Annotated in this window: 15 protein-coding genes; 6 read left to right on the top strand and 9 right to left on the bottom strand. The window is 58.8% G+C overall.

The annotated features are described in order from the left end of the window. Positions 1-53: 53 nt before the first annotated feature. Positions 54-2099 carry an oligopeptidase A gene (gene prlC / locus JJO78_RS01490; protein WP_075196386.1) on the bottom strand — a complete coding sequence of 682 codons (2046 nt, stop codon included), beginning with the start codon at positions 2097-2099 and terminating at the stop codon, positions 54-56. A 207-nt stretch (positions 2100-2306) separates the two neighbouring features. Between prlC and JJO78_RS01485 the strand changes: the two genes are divergently transcribed. Together JJO78_RS01485 and JJO78_RS01480 are read left to right on the top strand one after the other, a co-directional pair. Further along, complete coding sequence (locus tag JJO78_RS01485; RefSeq protein WP_075196387.1) at positions 2307-2843, top strand: gamma carbonic anhydrase family protein; 537 nt, start codon at positions 2307-2309, stop codon at positions 2841-2843. A gap of 15 nt (positions 2844-2858) precedes the next feature. Then, positions 2859-4478, top strand: coding sequence for a hypothetical protein (locus JJO78_RS01480; protein ID WP_075196388.1), 1620 nt, complete (start codon positions 2859-2861; stop codon positions 4476-4478). Between the two features lie 26 nt (positions 4479-4504). On the opposite strand, the gene JJO78_RS01475 is transcribed toward JJO78_RS01480, so the two are convergent. The 8 genes from JJO78_RS01475 to JJO78_RS01440 all read right to left on the bottom strand — a co-directional run bounded on the left by JJO78_RS01475 (position 4505) and on the right by JJO78_RS01440 (position 11348). Beyond that, the gene (locus JJO78_RS01475) at positions 4505-4822 is read right to left on the bottom strand and encodes a PA4642 family protein (RefSeq protein WP_075196389.1); all 318 of its coding nucleotides are present in this window, start codon (positions 4820-4822) and stop codon (positions 4505-4507) included. Between the two features lie 146 nt (positions 4823-4968). Continuing rightward, positions 4969-5802, bottom strand: a complete 834-nt coding sequence (locus JJO78_RS01470; protein WP_075196390.1) for a flagellar motor protein MotB — start codon at positions 5800-5802, stop codon at positions 4969-4971. A gap of 3 nt (positions 5803-5805) precedes the next feature. After that, a complete protein-coding gene (locus tag JJO78_RS01465; RefSeq protein ID WP_075196391.1) occupies positions 5806-6579 on the bottom strand; it encodes a MotA/TolQ/ExbB proton channel family protein in 774 nt (257 codons plus the stop codon). Positions 6580-6663: 84 nt separating this feature from the next. Continuing rightward, positions 6664-7491 carry a shikimate dehydrogenase gene (gene aroE, locus JJO78_RS01460; protein WP_041332733.1) on the bottom strand — a complete coding sequence of 276 codons (828 nt, stop codon included), beginning with the start codon at positions 7489-7491 and terminating at the stop codon, positions 6664-6666. Beyond that, complete coding sequence (gene hemF / locus JJO78_RS01455) at positions 7481-8422, bottom strand: oxygen-dependent coproporphyrinogen oxidase (protein WP_075196392.1); 942 nt, start codon at positions 8420-8422, stop codon at positions 7481-7483. The genes aroE and hemF overlap by 11 nt, the downstream gene beginning before the upstream one ends. A gap of 8 nt (positions 8423-8430) precedes the next feature. Next, positions 8431-9006 carry an L-threonylcarbamoyladenylate synthase gene (locus tag JJO78_RS01450; RefSeq protein WP_075196393.1) on the bottom strand — a complete coding sequence of 192 codons (576 nt, stop codon included), beginning with the start codon at positions 9004-9006 and terminating at the stop codon, positions 8431-8433. Positions 9007-9032: 26 nt separating this feature from the next. Further along, entirely contained in the window at positions 9033-10199 is a 1167-nt protein-coding gene (dprA, locus tag JJO78_RS01445) for a DNA-processing protein DprA (RefSeq protein WP_075196394.1), read from the bottom strand. A gap of 132 nt (positions 10200-10331) precedes the next feature. Next, positions 10332-11348: a LysM peptidoglycan-binding domain-containing protein gene (locus tag JJO78_RS01440; protein ID WP_075196395.1), complete on the bottom strand. Its 1017-nt coding sequence runs from the start codon at positions 11346-11348 to the stop codon at positions 10332-10334. Between the two features lie 374 nt (positions 11349-11722). On the opposite strand from JJO78_RS01440, the gene def reads away from it, so the two are divergent. The 4 genes from def to trkA all read left to right on the top strand — a co-directional run bounded on the left by def (position 11723) and on the right by trkA (position 15941). Beyond that, positions 11723-12226: a peptide deformylase gene (gene def, locus JJO78_RS01435; protein ID WP_036211796.1), complete on the top strand. Its 504-nt coding sequence runs from the start codon at positions 11723-11725 to the stop codon at positions 12224-12226. 77 nt (positions 12227-12303) lie between these two features. Beyond that, positions 12304-13239 carry a methionyl-tRNA formyltransferase gene (fmt, locus tag JJO78_RS01430; RefSeq protein ID WP_036211793.1) on the top strand — a complete coding sequence of 312 codons (936 nt, stop codon included), beginning with the start codon at positions 12304-12306 and terminating at the stop codon, positions 13237-13239. Continuing rightward, positions 13240-14541, top strand: a complete 1302-nt coding sequence (gene rsmB / locus JJO78_RS01425; protein ID WP_075196396.1) for a 16S rRNA (cytosine(967)-C(5))-methyltransferase RsmB — start codon at positions 13240-13242, stop codon at positions 14539-14541. Beyond that, a complete protein-coding gene (trkA, locus tag JJO78_RS01420; protein WP_036211787.1) occupies positions 14538-15941 on the top strand; it encodes a Trk system potassium transporter TrkA in 1404 nt (467 codons plus the stop codon). The genes rsmB and trkA overlap by 4 nt, the downstream gene beginning before the upstream one ends. Positions 15942-15971: the final 30 nt, after the last annotated feature.

The following is a 15971-nucleotide window of genomic DNA, read 5'->3' as shown; positions in this document are numbered from 1 at the left end:
CTCCAACAATTCCAAAACCCGGCCAGCCACAACACTGACCGGGTGATATCGGCTTAAGCCGCGTCTTCGGTGATACCCGTCTGTTTCAGCAGGGCACCCACCTCCGGTTCACGGCCACGGAACGCCTTGAACAGTTCCATCGGTTCCTGGGAACCGCCTTTTTCAAGGATGTTCTGCAGGAACGCCTTGCCGGTTTGCGGATCGAAGATACCCTTCTCCTCGAACAGCGAAAACGCATCCGCCGCCAGCACCTCGGCCCATTTGTAGCTGTAATAACCCGCGGCGTAGCCACCCGCAAAAATGTGGGAGAAGCTGTTGGGGAAGCGGTTGAATGACGGTGCTTCCACCACCGCAATCTCGCTACGCACCTTGCGGTGCATATCCAGCGGGTTAGTGGGGGCATCCAGGGTGAATTCCGCGTGCAGGCGGAAGTCAAACAGCGAAAACTCCAGCTGACGCACCATCGCCATGCCGGACTGGAAGTTCTTGGCCGCCAGCAGCTTTTGCAGCAGGTCGTCCGGCAGCGGCTCACCGGTTTCATGGTGCGAGGCGATCAGGGCCAGGGACTCGGGGTTCCAGCACCAGTTTTCCAGGAACTGGCTGGGCAGCTCGACGGCGTCCCAGGCAACGCCATTGATTCCGGATACGTCCAGCACATCCACCTGGGTGAGCATGTGGTGCAGGCCGTGCCCGAACTCGTGGAACAGCGTGGTGACCTCATCGTGGGTCAGCAGTGACGGCTTGCCGTTCACCGGCGGCGTGAAGTTACAGGTCAGGAAGGCCACCGGCAGTTGCAATTGGCCGCGCAGGTTTCGCCAGCGTACCCGGCAGTCCGCCATCCAGGCGCCGCCACGCTTGCCTTGGCGAGCGTACAGGTCAAGGTAAAACCAGGCCAGGGGTTCGCCATTGCAGCTGATGCAATAGGCGGTCGCGTCCGGGTGCCAGGTTTCTACGTCTGGTTTGGCTTCAATCTGCACGTCGAACAGCTTCTCGGCCACGGCAAACAGGCCCGGGACCACCTTGTCCACCGGGAACCATGGGCGCAGGGTTTCCGGGGAAATGTCGTAGCGTTCCTGGCGCAGTTTTTCACTGTAGTAGCCGATGTCCCACGCCTGCAGGTCGTCAACGCCGTGGGTGTCCCTGGCGAAGGCCTTCAGCTCGGCAAACTCCCGCTCGGCAATGGGTTTGGACTTGGCCGCCAGCTGGTTCAGGAAGTCCAGCACTTCGTCCACATTGCGGGCCATCTTGGTGGCCAGTGAGCGCTCGGCGTAGTTGTCGAATCCGAGCAACTGAGCCATGGCGTGACGACGCTTGAGGATTTCCGCCATCACTGGCGTGTTGTCCCAAGTGCCAGCATCCGGGCCCATGTCGGACGCTCGGGTCACAAAGGCTTCGTAGACTTCACGGCGCAGGTCGCGGTTGTCACCGTAGGTCATCACGGGGTAAAAACTGGGAAAATCCAGGGTGATCACATAGCCGTCCAGATCCTTCTGTTGTGCTGCCTGCCTGGCGCCATCGAGTGCGCTCTCAGGAACACCCGCCAGCTCTTCCACATCGGTGATGTGCTTGAACCAGTGTTGGGTGGCATCCAGAACGTTGTCGCTGAAACGGTTGGAGAGCTCCGACAGCTCCATCGACAGATTGGCGTACTGCTCTTTCTTTTCCTGGGGCAGATCGACGCCACCGAGGTGGAAGTCCCGCAGGGTGTTGTCCACGGATTTACGCTGTGCCTCGCTGAGTTCATTGTACTGGTCGCTTGCTGCCAGCTTCTTGTAAGCCTCGCAGAGCTCAGCATTCTGGCTCAGCTCGGTGCTGTACTCGGTGAGCTTTTCCAGGCAGTTCTTGTACACTTTGCGCAGGTCGTCGCTGTTCATCACACCGTTCAGGTGGGAAATCACCGACCAGGCTCTTTCCAGCCGGTCTTCGGTTGCCTGCATCGGTTGCGCCAGGGTTTCCCAGGTGGGTTCGTCCTGCTGCGCCAGTTGTGAGATTTTCACGCGGTTCTCGCTGAGAATCTGGTCGATTGCCGGTTCCATGTGCTCGGTGCGAACATGGTCAAACTTGGGCAACAGGTCGTCGGTCAATAACGGGTTATTCATAAGTCCCCTTCTCAGCTCCGGGTGTCTGATGTAATTTGAAGTAACTCCAACGCTTGGGGAGTCTCTGGGTGAGGCCTTTCCAAAACTGTGCGGAGCCATGGATGGCGGAGCTCAAGCGCCACATGGATGTGCCTGAGCGTGTTTTGGAAAGGCCTCACCCAGAGACTCCTTCCCCACAAGCAATAATCCATTTCAAGAGTATATGTAATGTCGAATGTACGAACACACAAGGGTAACACGCCACAATTTGGAGAACGCGCCTGGATTGACCCAAGCGCAGTAGTCATCGGGGATGTCCAGACCGGGGATGACGTCTCTATCTGGCCGATGACCGTGGTGCGCGGCGACATGCACAAGATTCGCATCGGCAACCGCTGCAGCATTCAGGATGGGTCGGTGCTGCACATCACTCATGCCAGTGATTATAACCCCGGTGGCTATCCACTTCAGGTCGGGGATGACGTGACCGTTGGCCACAAGGCGCTGCTGCACGGCTGCACCATTGGTAATCGGGTGCTGGTAGGTATGGGTTGCATCATCATGGACGGCGCCGTGGTGGAGGACGAGGTGATTGTCGCTGCTGGCTGCCTGGTGCCGCCGGGCAAAACCCTGGAGTCCGGTTACCTGTACGTTGGGTCACCCTGCAAACAGGCCCGGGCGTTGTCGGATCAGGAAAAGACCTTCTTCAAGTATACCGCAGCCAATTACGTCAAACTCAAGGACGACTATCTCAATGAGGTTTAGTGGAGAGATCCGCCATTGAAGCGACTGTTACTCACCACCATCCTGCTGAACGTTCTGTTTCTGGCGTTGCTGCTGCCTCACTATTCCCAAATGCCCTGGTTGGCTGCGGAAGCCCTGTTGATAAGTGGACTGTTCGCTCTTCTACCTGAAAGCACGGGGAAGCGTGTCGGAGCGGCAACTGTTGGCGCTCTCTTTGGCCTGCTCGCCTTCTTTGCACTGAGTGATGTTCTGGTTCGCCACAGCATCGGGCGACCTTTCAATCTCTATCTCGAGTTGGGCCTTGCCGGTTCGGTGTTTAACCTGTTGCAGAGCAACCTGGGCGTGACGCTGTCGCTGGTGCTGATCGTCATGGCCCTGGCTGTCTTCGTGGGGTTGGGCATCTGCGTGAGCCGGTTGCTCCGGCAGGTTGATGCAAACCGTTCCCGCGCCGCGGCAAGGGCTGTTGCGTCTCTGGGCATCGTCGCCATCGGGGTAACATTCTTACCGCAACCATTCGTAGGCCTGACGGCAGCCCGGGCAGCCACTCAGCAAGTTGAACTGGCCGCTGATACCTATCAGTCAACGGCCTCTTTCCAACAACATTTGATGGATAACCCGGGCGCCAGCCAATCCAGGCCACTGCAGGCGCTTGCTCAAACCGATGTGATCCTGGGGTTCATTGAGTCCTACGGCATATCATCCGTCACCGACCCGCGTTACGGGCGCCTGATCCAGCCTCGCCTCCAACAAATGGAGCAGGTGCTGGCGAACGCCGGCCTGCATATGGTCACGGGCCGCCTGCAATCCCCCGTTCAGGGTGGTCAATCCTGGCTGGCGCATACCACGCTGCTCAGCGGCCAATGGATCGATACCCAACTCGATTACGACACTTTCCTGGCCAGTGACTATCCCACACTGATTGACGATATGGGCGCGACTGGCCATGATTCCGTGGCTGTTATGCCCGCCATTACCCGCGAGTGGCCGGAGGGTCTTGCGTTCGGCTACAACCGCATCTATCACTCCACCTCCATGGGCTATCGTGGACCCGCCCTGAACTGGGTCACCATGCCGGATCAGTACACCTGGTCATGGTTCCAACGCCAGATTCGGGAGCGCGCCGATCATACCCCTGTGTTCGCTGAAGTGGCACTGATCAGCAGCCACGCGCCATGGGTCCCCATACTCCCGGTTCTGGACGATTGGGACAGCATTGGCGATGGAGAAATCTTTAACCGCTGGAAAGATGCCGGCGAAGCACCAGCAAGCCTGTGGCGGGACCCCGAGCGCGTACGCGATCACTACGCCCGCTCGCTGGATTATGCGCTGAACGTGGCCACCGAGTACGCCAAACGTCATGTGGATAACAAGACCCTGCTGGTGCTGACAGGTGACCATCAGGCGGCCCCTTTGATCACCGGCGACAACGCCAGCCGCGACGTCGTTGTTCATGTGATCAGCGCCGACCCCACAATGCTGGCACCGTTTGTTGGCAGCGGTGATCAGGAAGGCTTACGCGGGTTCCGTTGGGGCGCGCGCCCCCACTTGGGTCAACGGGGGCCTTCAATGGCCAGTTTCCGGCCCTTCCTTCATCGGACTTTCAGCGGTCCGCACATTCCGGTAAAAGTATCCGCTTCAGGCTTTATTAAGCAGTAACCCGCAAAGAAGGAGAACGGCGAGATTCAGCTCCCGGCCTCCGCCATTGTTTTTGCGCCGGCTTTGCGAAGTGTCTCAGCGTAAGCGGTGCTACGACGGTGCCGCGACACCAGGTCCAGGATAGTCTCACCATTTTCATCAACTGCGTTGAGATCCCGCCCCGCTTCCACAAAGAAACCGACGAAACGGTCAAAGTCTTCGGCAATCATGGCCTGGTAGGCCTTGATCAGGGCATTGAAGTCAGGATTGATGTTGCTGTCGTAGGGCGTAATGGCCAGGAAGCTCTTTACCCGCTCATCGCTCCATTCCTCACCAATCACTTTCGGTTTGTCAGGTCCGCTCATAATCTCTCTGGCCTTTTCGTTACAGCTTTTTACAGCAAATAGTTACGACAAATGTGTTTGCGTTGGGCTGCACAGTATAAAGATCTAAAAGCGCCGGGGTTATATAAATTCACTATGAGGAGCTTCCCGGCAGGCATATGCGAACTTCACGGGTTAATTTCCACCGGTAACTGATCCGTCTCCACGCTGTCGTCGCATTGCGGGTTGCGGATGGCGATCTCCACTCTTCGGTTCTTGGCCCGGTTCTCCGGGCTGTCGTTGGGCGCCAGCGGGTTGGTTTCCGCCCGGCCCGCCGCGACAACCCGCTCCGCCGGCACCTGACGATTCAGCACCAGCTCGTGAACCACCGACACGGCACGCGCGGCAGACAGGTCCCAGTTAGAGCGATAGCGGCCACTGGCTATCGGGCGGTCATCCGTGTAACCCGCCACCAGAACGTCACCGGTGCAACCAGACAACACCTCTACCACGCGCTCGATGATCGGCACCATTCCCGGCTTGATCGCCGCTTCTCCGGAGCGGAACGTGGCTTCCTCCGAAAACCGGATCACCACCCGGCTTTCATCGTAGTTGACGCTCAATGCCTCCGAAGCCACTTCCGGTTCAAGCTCTTCGATCATTCGGCTGGCCAGATCGATCACACCCGCCGGAATTTTGGTCGGGGCATCCCCCTCCGCGCGTTCATCAATAAATTCGGGCTCGTCGGTCGCCGTCTCCATTGGCTCCGGCAGGGAAACCGTATCCGACTCAATCAATGTCAGCGGCGAGCCCCCCACCGCATCGCCGAGCACCTGGTTGCTGCCGAAGGCCACCGCCATGGAATTGGCCATAGCACGGTATTTTTCAACATCCATTTCGGCGAAGGACAGCAACAGGATAAAAAAGGTCAGCAGCAGGGTGGCCAGATCGGCAAAGGTGACGATCCAGGCCGGGGAGCCACGACCATGCTTCTTCTTTTTAACGGGCTGGCGGACCACCAAAACCTACGCCTCCCGCTCCGGCGCAAGACCGTTGCGCTGCTCCGGCGTTACGAAGGACGACAGCAGTTCGGTCATCACCCGGGGATTCTCGCCGCGCATGATAGTACGCATCGACGTGGTGATCAGTACCTGGTTACGTGCCTCATCTTCGGCCTTGAGCTGCAGCTTGTCGGCCAGGGGCAGGGCGATCAGCTGGGCGATGAAGGCGCCATAGAGCGTGGTCAGCAGGGCGATCGCCATGGCCGGGCCAATGGAGGACGGATCGTCGAGGGTGTTGAGCATCTGCACCAGGCCAACCAGCGTACCCAGCATACCGATGGCCGGAGCGGATTCACCAATACCACGAAATACCCTTTCGGAGACTTCGTAACGCTCAGCCGTCTGTTGGGTTTCCTGGGCCAGAGCTTCTTCAACCAGCTCCGGTGGGTGGCCGTCCACGCACAGATTGATGGCCTTTTGCAGAAACTCGTTTTTGGTGGGGTGGTTTTCCAGGCCCAGGATACCTTCCTTGCGAACGACAAGAGCCAATGTGCCAACTTCGCGGATCAACTCCGCCGGCCGTTCTACGCGGTCCTTGAATGCCGCTGAAAACGCCAGCCTGAAAGCACTCATCACCGAAGGCAGACGAAACTTGATCAGGGTAACGGCAAACGTGCCACCCAGCACAATCGCCAACCCCGGAAGGTTGAAAAAAGTCAGTATCGACGCGTTAGCCAGCATCGCAAGCACGACAATCAGTACGCCTGCCACCAGCCCGACAAGGGTGAGTATATCCATCAGAGACCTTAAATCAGCGATTAATCAGCGATCTTCGGGAACCGTTTGCACCTGCGAAGCATAGCCCATTCATCCGGGTTGGGCTCAGTCGTTTCGCAATTCTTCAATCACCGGACGGGTGTCCGGAGTTTTTCCACGCCATATCCGGAACGACTCCGCCGCCTGTTCCACCAGCATGCCCAGGCCATCGAACACCCGGGTGGCTCCCTGGTCCAGAGCCCACTGGTTGAAGGTGGTGGTCTGCAGAGAATACATCATGTCGTAGATCACCGTGTCGGCACCGATCACACTTGTGGAAACCGGCGGCAAATCTCCCTGCAGGCTGGCACTGGTGCCGTTGATGATAACGTCGAAAGCGTCGGCCGGCTGTTCGAATCCGCAGGCCTCCAGGTGCGTATCGCCGGCCACGGATTCAAAGAAACTGACCAGCCCCTCGGCTTTTGCCAGGGTGCGGTTGGCAATCGTCAGGGCAGCGGGCTCTTCAGCAAGAATCGGCCCCAGAACACCACGAACGGCCCCGCCTGCGCCCAGCACCAGCAGGCGTTTACCCGCCAGGCGAACGCCATGGTTGACCATCAGGTCGGTAACCAATCCTTTGCCATCAGTGTTATCGGCGGTAAGTGAGCCTTTACTGTCTTTGTAGAGTGTGTTCGCCGCACCCGCTCGCTCGGCGCGCTGGGTCCGCAGGTCCGCCAACTGCCAGGCCTGCTCCTTGAAAGGCACGGTGATATTCAACCCTTTGCCACCGCGTTCAAAAAAGCCTTTTACGGTATTCGCGAAATCGTCTTCCGGCGCCTGTATGGCCGTGTATTCCAGCTGCTCGCCGGTCTGGCGGGCAAACAGGCTATGAATGCGGGGGGATTTGCTGTGACTGATCGGATTGCCAACCACCGCATACAGATCATTGTGCATCAGCGCTCTCCAGCCAGTCCCGCCCGGTAAGAAAGTAGTCCGTCAGCCGCGCTTCCTCCGATCCGGGCTCCGGCACGAAGTCGTACTCCCAGCGCACCAGCGGAGGCAGCGACATCAGGATGGATTCGGTACGGCCACCGGACTGCAGGCCAAACAGGGTGCCCCGGTCGTACACCAGGTTGAACTCCACGTAGCGGCCGCGGCGGTACAGCTGGAAATCGCGCTCGCGATCGCCCCACACCATGGCTTTTCGTCGCTCGATAATGGGCTCATAGGCATCGATGAAGCTGTCCCCGACTGACTGCATCAAGGCAAAATCACGGCTGAAATCCCCGGTGTTGTGGTCGTCAAAAAACAACCCTCCCACGCCCCGCGGCTCGTCCCGGTGTTTGAGGTAGAAATAGTTGTCACACCAGTGCTTGTACTCACGATACAGTTGGTCGCCGAAAGGATCACAAGCGGCTTTCGCAACCCGGTGCCAATGGACGCAATCCTCGTCGAAGCCGTAATAGGGCGTAAGGTCATAACCCCCGCCAAACCAATAGACCGGCTCTGCATCCTCGGGGGTCGCAACAAAAAACCGGACGTTGGCGTGGGACGTGGGTACGTAGGGGTTCGAAGGGTGCATGACCAGAGACACCCCCATGGCTTGCCAGGGCGCACCCGCCAGGTGGGGTCTATGCGCGGTGGCTGACGCAGGCATGGTCTCGCCCATCACATGGGAGAAGTTTACACCGCCTTTCTCGAACACCTCGCCATCGGTGATCACCCGGCTGATGCCACCTCCGCCCTCGGGCCGGTCCCAGGCATCGGTTTCAAAAACGCCCTTGCCATCGACCGCAGCCAGCCGTTCGCAGATTCGATCCTGCAGGCCAAGCAGGTATTGTTTCACGGCATTGGTGTCGGGGTGCTGGACAGGGTGCTGAGACATGGGAACTCCTAGCGCAGTTGCTTTCCGCTGACGATATCGATGATACGGCTGGGTTGACGATTACCGCCCAGGTCTCCTGGCACCAGCCAATCCAGTTGGCCCTCGAAGTAACGACGTACCTGCCAGGAGGAACGGGCCGGCTGGCGTCCTGCCGGATTACAGGAGGTTGAAACCAGGGGAAAGCCGACCGCCTCGCACAAGGCGCGCACAACAGGGTGGTCACTGACCCTGACAGCGATGGAGCTGTGATGCCCCCGAACCTGTTGTGGGATTTGCTTGCGGATATCCGGCAGAAGACAGGTAACCGGGCCAGGCCAATGACTCATCGCCTGGCGCTGCTGCTCCTTCGGCAATGGGTCCAACAGGAACCGTATCTGATCAACAGACGCCGCCACAAGGATCAGTCCCTTCTCCATGGGACGCTGCTTGAGCGACAGGACCCGTTCAACGGCGTCCTGATCCCAGGGGTCACAACCCAGCCCCCAGACGGCTTCCGTGGGATAGGCAATGACCCCGCCACCAAGGACGGTGCGGCGGGCGCAATGAAGGTGCCAGTCGGACAAAGGTTGCTGTGGTAATTTCATGAAATCTTCAAGTCTGTAAACGTGGCTCAGCCAATCCGTTGAAACCCTCCCGGCGCAGAATCCACCAATCCCTGTAACTCCAAGAGAAGCAGCGACTGCATCAACTGATCGGCGGGAAGACCGGTCACTGAACACAAATCATCGGTTGACTGCGGATCATACCCTAAAGCCTCCAGCACCGCGATTTCCCGGGAGTCCAGGCCTTCGGGTGCTGGCCTTTTCATGATCACCGAAGAGGAATCGCCCTCGTTCTGACTGGTCCACCAGCCGCCGAGTTCCTCGCAGATATCGTCCACGGTTTCCACCAGCTTCGCACCCTGGCGTATCAGGTGATGGCAGCCCCGTGCCAAAGGATTGTGGACCGAGCCCGGAATCGCAAATACCTCCCGCCCCTGTTCCAGCGCCAGTCGGGCGGTGATCAGGGAGCCGCTTTTGAGTCCCGCCTCTACCACCAGGATACCTCGACTAAGGCCGCTGATAATCCGGTTTCGGCGAGGGAAATGGCCCGCCTTGGCGGAGGTGCCCGGCGGGTATTCGGACACAATCACTCCCTCTCCGGCGATGCGCTCACTGAGCGTGCGGTGGCGGTAGGGGTAAGGCTTATCAACACCATTGCCAATCACGGCGACGGTCGGGAAGCCGGCATCCAGGGCGCCGGCATGGGCGGCGCCGTCCACCCCCAGTGCCAACCCGCTGGTCACCAGCAAGCCTTTTTGGCCGAGCGCCGCGGCAAAGGAACGGGCATGTTCCAGCCCGGCCCGGGTGGCGTTGCGGCTACCCACAATACCGATCTGCTCGCGCCCCAGCAGGGAGCGATCACCGCGCACATAGAGGACCAATGGCCCGTCGTGAATATGCCTGAGAGGCTCGGGGTAGTCGGCATCGGCGATGGTCAGGATAGCCGTGCCGGTCCGCAGGCAATCCCGGTATATGCCGTCGGCGCTGGCGATCACAGGGTGAGCGCTATCCTGGCAACGCCATGCTTCCAGAGCGTTGATCGTTTCCGTCGCCAAACCCAGTGCTTTCAGCGTGGCGGCATTATGGGTCAGGAGTTGCTGAAAATCCGGAATCTGTTCGAGGATCGCCTGCTGGCGACGGGCTCCGAATTTCGGCAGACAGGACAGAAATATCCAGAACCCGTGTTCCGACTGGAACAGGTTCGGGACAGACAGGGGCTCGGTAGAGAGGGGCATGGCATCCTTCCGTGGATCAGGGTTGGGTAATGGGGGCTTGCCTTCCTGGCAGGCCGAGGGTGAATTATGCCATAAAAAAAGGAGCCGGCGATGCGGCTCCCTTATCTACGGACATCTTACGCTGTGGTCCGCTCAGGGATTGGTCACCTTGTCACCAACCGACAACGGACGGGTCGCCTGCAGGATCAGGCCATAGCTCATTTTCTCGTAGGTCTGGAACACCATCATCAGCCCGGCACGCTCGGAGGGCAGCTCAATGGTTTCATTGGTGACCGGATCCCGAACCAGATTGCCACTTTTCAGCACGGCCATGACATTGCCCGGCTTCAGACCTTCCCGTTCACCGCGGTTGATAGCCACCACGTCAAACTGCCCGATCTGGCTGACACCACCATCGACCGAGATCATCTGGGCCTCGATGTCACTGTCGGGAGAGCTGGGCACAAAACTGGTGGTGATGCGACGCTCTTCGCCAACCAGCAGACGGTCCCCGATGCGCACTTCCTCATTGGACTGCTTCAGTCGGAGTGTCAGAACGTCTTTATTCTCGGCAATGACTTCACCGCGGGCAATACTCCGGGCCTCAAGGCCAAGAAACTCGCCGGTTTCCGGATCGCGGAATTCCTTGCTGCGGCGGAAGACGCCCACATTGTCAGCCGGCTTCTCACCACGGGCGTAAATCCGATCACCCGCGCCGGTAATAATCCGGCCGTCCTCGCCTTCCAGCACGTAAGGCGCGCCATTGAGTGCCTCAACGTCAACAATACGCGTGTCGGTCAGGAAACTGCTGATCGCATCCAGGGGAATCGCGGGAATCGGCGTATCGATGGGCTCGGAACGCACTTTTGGTGAAAGCTTCACCACCCGATCACTGGAAACCTTGGTAACACGCGGCTTGCCGTCAATATAGACCAGCGCCAGCTCGTCACCCGGATAGATCAGGTGTGGGTTTGCAACCTGTGGATTCACGTGCCAGATTTCCGGCCAGTACCAGGGGTTATTCAGGAAGCGGGCGGAAATATCCCACAGGGTGTCACCCTTCACGACAGTGTAACGCTCGGGATGATCGGACCTCAGTTCCGGGGCGGCGTGGGCCCAGGAGGTTAGCAGCAGCATGCTTGCTGCCAGAGCGTACAGCAGTTTCCTCATTGTTTAAGTCCTTGATCGCGTGCCTTGAATCGATAGATTCTGTTCTTGGTAAGCAGCCGGTACTCTGCCTTTTATACCACTACTATAGAAGATGTCTCGCAAATTGTGATGTTATCTTTTGTTCTTCCAGTAAATTCTACGCTATGGTCGAAAGCTTTTGACTATCAACTGATCAGTTTGTACTCAATGAGCGAGTTGAGGGATAATAGCACCATAAACGGCAAAAACCCGTTGAAACCGGCTCTTTCATCCCGATCATAATAGTCACGGGATGGAAAAATGCGCAGTACGCTGTCGCATTTCGGAGACAGTATTCACACCGTTACAAAAGATAACGGTGAAAGCCAGAATCAGACACCAAAAGTACGAGCGCCATGATACTAGATATTCTCGAATACCCGGACCCCCGCTTGCGCACCCTTGCCAAGCCAGTGGACGAGGTAACAGACGAGACCCGCAAGCTGATCGACGACATGTTCGAGACCATGTACGATGCGCCCGGCATTGGCCTGGCAGCCACCCAGGTCAATGTACACAAGCAGATCATCGTCATGGATCTGTCCGAAGACAAAAGTGAACCGCGGGTATTCATCAATCCGGAAGTGGAAGTGCTTGATGGCGAGCTTGAGGAGATGCAGGAAGGCTGCCTGTCGGTACCGGGTTTCTACGAGGACGTCTCCCGTATCGAACACTGCATGATCAGGGCTATTGGCCGTGACGGCAAACCCTTTGAGCTGGAAGCCCGTGGCCTGTTGGCGGTATGTATCCAGCATGAGATGGATCACCTCAACGGCAAGCTGTTTGTGGACTACCTGAGTTCACTGAAGCGCACCCGTATTCGCAAGAAACTGGAAAAGCTTCACAAGAAAAGCGCCTGAAGCCGCCAAAACAGCGTAAATCGGGACCGGGTGAAAACCCGGTCTTTTCGTATTCAACGGACCAGGAAGCGATACCCGTGCGACTTGTTTTTGCCGGCACCCCCGAATTCGCAGCCACCGCGCTGAAGGCACTGCTCACGACCCATCATCAGGTGGTTGGCGTTTACTCCCAACCCGACCGGCCCGCTGGCCGTGGCCGCAAACTGACACCCAGCCCGGTCAAACAGGTGGCGGTTGAGGCGGGCATTCCCGTGTTTCAACCAGAGTCCCTGAAATCGCCCGAAGCGCAGGAACAGCTCCGCAGTCTTAACGCAGACGTGATGATCGTCGCTGCCTACGGACTGATTCTGCCGCAGGCGGTGCTGGACCTCCCTCGTCACGGCTGCCTGAACATCCATGCCTCGTTACTGCCTCGCTGGCGCGGTGCCGCGCCTATTCAGCGCGCGATCGCCGCGGGTGACCGGGAAACCGGTATTACCATCATGCAGATGGACGCTGGCCTCGACACCGGCGCAATGTTGCTGAAAGCCATTACCCCAATCGAAGACGCGGATACCGGCGGCAGCCTTCACGACCGTCTGGCTGGCCTGGGTGGCGAAGCCATCGTCAAGTCGCTGGAGCAGCTTGAGAAAGGCGAACTGCAGGGCGAAGTCCAGGACGAGGCTAGGGCTTGCTATGCCCGTAAACTCAGCAAGGAAGAAGGGCATATCGACTGGACCCGGGATGCCCCCGCCATCAGCCGGCTGATTCGTGCCTTTAATCCCTGGCCGGGCACCTACACCGACCTGGACGATCTGCGCATCCGCATTCATCAGGCGGAGATTCTGGACGACACCAGCGACAAACATCCCGGCACGGTGATTCGCCGCGACCGCGAGGGCATCGACATTGCCTGCGGCCTGGAATCCCTGAGGATCACCCGTTTGCAGTTGTCCGGCTCGCGGCCACAATCGGTGAACGACCTGATCAACGGCGGCAAGGACATACTGATGCCCGGCCAGGAGCTGAACTGAATGAGCCAGCAGGGCCAGCCACTGCGGGCGGTTGCTGCCCGGGTTTTGCAATCCGTTGAGAACGGCCAGTCGCTGTCCCAATGCCTGCCCCACGCCATGGGTGATGTGGCAGACAACGAACGACCACCACTACAGGCACTGTGCTACGGCACCTGTCGCTGGTTTCACCGGCTCGATGGCGAGTTACAGGCGCGCCTGAAAAAACCGCTGCGCAAATCCGACCGGGTGGTCCACCACTTGATGCTGGTGGCACTGTTCCAGCTTCGCTTCAGTCAGCAGGCCACCTACGCGATTCTGAATGAAACCGTGGAAGCCTGCCGCGCCCTCGAAAAACCACACCTGACAGGGCTGGTGAACGGCGTTCTTCGGGCTGCGGAGCGGGAAGGGGAGCCGCCCATTGCCGACGAAATCGGTCGTTTCAGCCACCCTCCCTGGATGCTTGAAAAACTGCGCCATAACTGGCCTCACGACTGGCAGGCTATTCTCGAAGCCAACAACACCCAGGCCCCCATGACCCTGCGGGTGAACGCCCTGCGCTTCAGCCGCGACGACTACCTGCAATTACTGTCCGATGCCGGTATCGATGCCAACGCAACCGTGTTTGCGCCCCACGGCATCCAATTGGCCGCCCCGGTGCCGGTGGATCTTCTGCCCTGGTTTTCCGAAGGCGCGGTCAGTGTGCAGGATGAAGCAGCCCAGCTCTGCACCACCCTGATGGACCTGGCGCCCGGCCAACGGGTGTTGGATGCCTGTGCCGCACCGGGAGGCAAAACCTGCGCTATCCTTGAAAGCTGCGGACAACTGGAAGAAGTGGTCGCTATCGACGAATCCGCTGATCGACTGCCACGGGTGCAGGAAAACCTGGAACGGCTGGATCTCGTGGCGACACTGAAACAGGCCGATGCCGCAGATATTGACCAGTGGTGGGACCGGAAGCCGTTCGATCGCATCCTGCTGGACGTTCCCTGCAGCGCCACCGGCGTGATTCGCCGCCATCCGGACATCAAGTTGCTGCGCCGTGAATCAGACATTGTCCCGCTCGCCAGCATTCAGCTGGGTCTGCTGGAGTCGATGTGGCAAGTGCTCGCACCCGGAGGGCGCCTGGTCTATGCCACCTGTTCGGTGTTTCCGCAGGAGAATCACCGTATAATTCGTCGATTCCTGAAGCAGCAGGACGACGCTGCCCTGGTGGAGCCCGATGTCCTTTGGGGGCGCGATATGGAAACAGGCCGCCAGATGCTGCCTGTTCCCGAAAGCCACGATGGATTTTTCTACGCTGTGCTGGAGAAACCCGAACCATGAAAATCCTGATTCTCGGTGCCGGCCAGGTGGGCGGGACCCTGGCAGAAAACCTCGCCAACGAAGCCAACGACATCACCGTGATCGACAGTGACAGTACCCGCCTGCGGGAGCTTCAGGATCGACTGGACATTCGGACTGTCCAGGGCATGGCCTCCTTTCCCACGGTTCTGCGCCAGGCGGGCGCTGAAGATGGTGACATGGTCATCGCCGTGACCAACAGTGACGAGGTCAACATGGTGGCCTGCCAGGTCTCCAAGTTGCTCTACAAAACCCCGACAACCATCTGCCGGGTCAGGGCCAACGCCTACCTGGCAAAACCAGAACTGTTCTACCAGCGGGATCAGAAAAAGGATCTGGACAGCCTGCGGGGTTTCCCCATCGATGTTCTGATCAGCCCGGAGCACCTGGTCACCAAGCACATTACACGACTGATCGAATACCCCGGCGCGCTGCAAGTACTGGAGTTTTCCAAGGGGCTTGTTCAGTTGGTCGCCATTCGGGCGACGGAAGGCGGCCCACTGGTTGGCCACGAGTTGTCGTACCTGCGTAGCCATATGCCCAAAATCGAAACACGGGTCGCCGCCATTTTCAGGAAAGACCGGGCGATCATGCCTCAGGGGGATACGGTGATTGAAGACGGCGACGAGGTCTTCTTCATCGCTGCCTCCGACCATATTCGCTCGGTCATGAGCGAGTTGCAGCCACTGGAAAAACCCTACAAGCGCATCTTCATCTGTGGGGGTGGTAACATTGGCCAGCGCCTGGCCCATACTCTCGAATCCCGCTACCAGGTGAAACTTCTGGAACGGGACCACGAACGTTGCGTGATGCTGTCCGAGAACCTTCGCAAAACCGTGGTGCTGGAGGGCAACGCCGCCAACAAGGACATTCTGCTGGAAGAGAACATCGAAAATACCGATGTTTTCTGTGCAGTCACCAACGATGACGAAGCCAACATCATGGCGTCACTGCTGGCCAAGCGCCTGGGCGCCCGCAAGGTACTGACCCTGATCAACAACCCGGACTACGTTGACCTGATCCAGGGCGGCGACATTGATGTCGCTATTTCGCCCCAGCAAACCACCATTGGCAGCCTGCTTACCCACATTCGCCGCGGGGACGTAGTGAACGTTCACTCACTCCGTAGGGGCGCTGCCGAGGCCATTGAGGCCATCGCCCATGGCGACCACCGGTCCTCCCGGGTAGTGGGTAAGCGGCTTGACGAAATCAACCTGCCGGAAGGCACCACCATCGGCGCCATCGTCCGCCACAGCGAAGTCCTCATTGCCCACGACCACCTGCGGGTACAGCCGGATGACCACGTCATCCTGTTCCTGGTGGACAAGTCGCGGATACGGGATGTGGAGAAACTGTTCCAGGTGGGACTGACGTTCTTCTAGCGCAAAATCAATCTTCTGAACCCAACTTAG

This window comes from Marinobacter sp. DS40M6 (assembly GCF_028581595.1).
GTDB lineage: Bacteria > Pseudomonadota > Gammaproteobacteria > Pseudomonadales > Oleiphilaceae > Marinobacter > Marinobacter salarius.
Note: the sequence above shows the minus strand (reverse complement) of the source record. Positions and strands in the feature narration are given on the sequence as shown.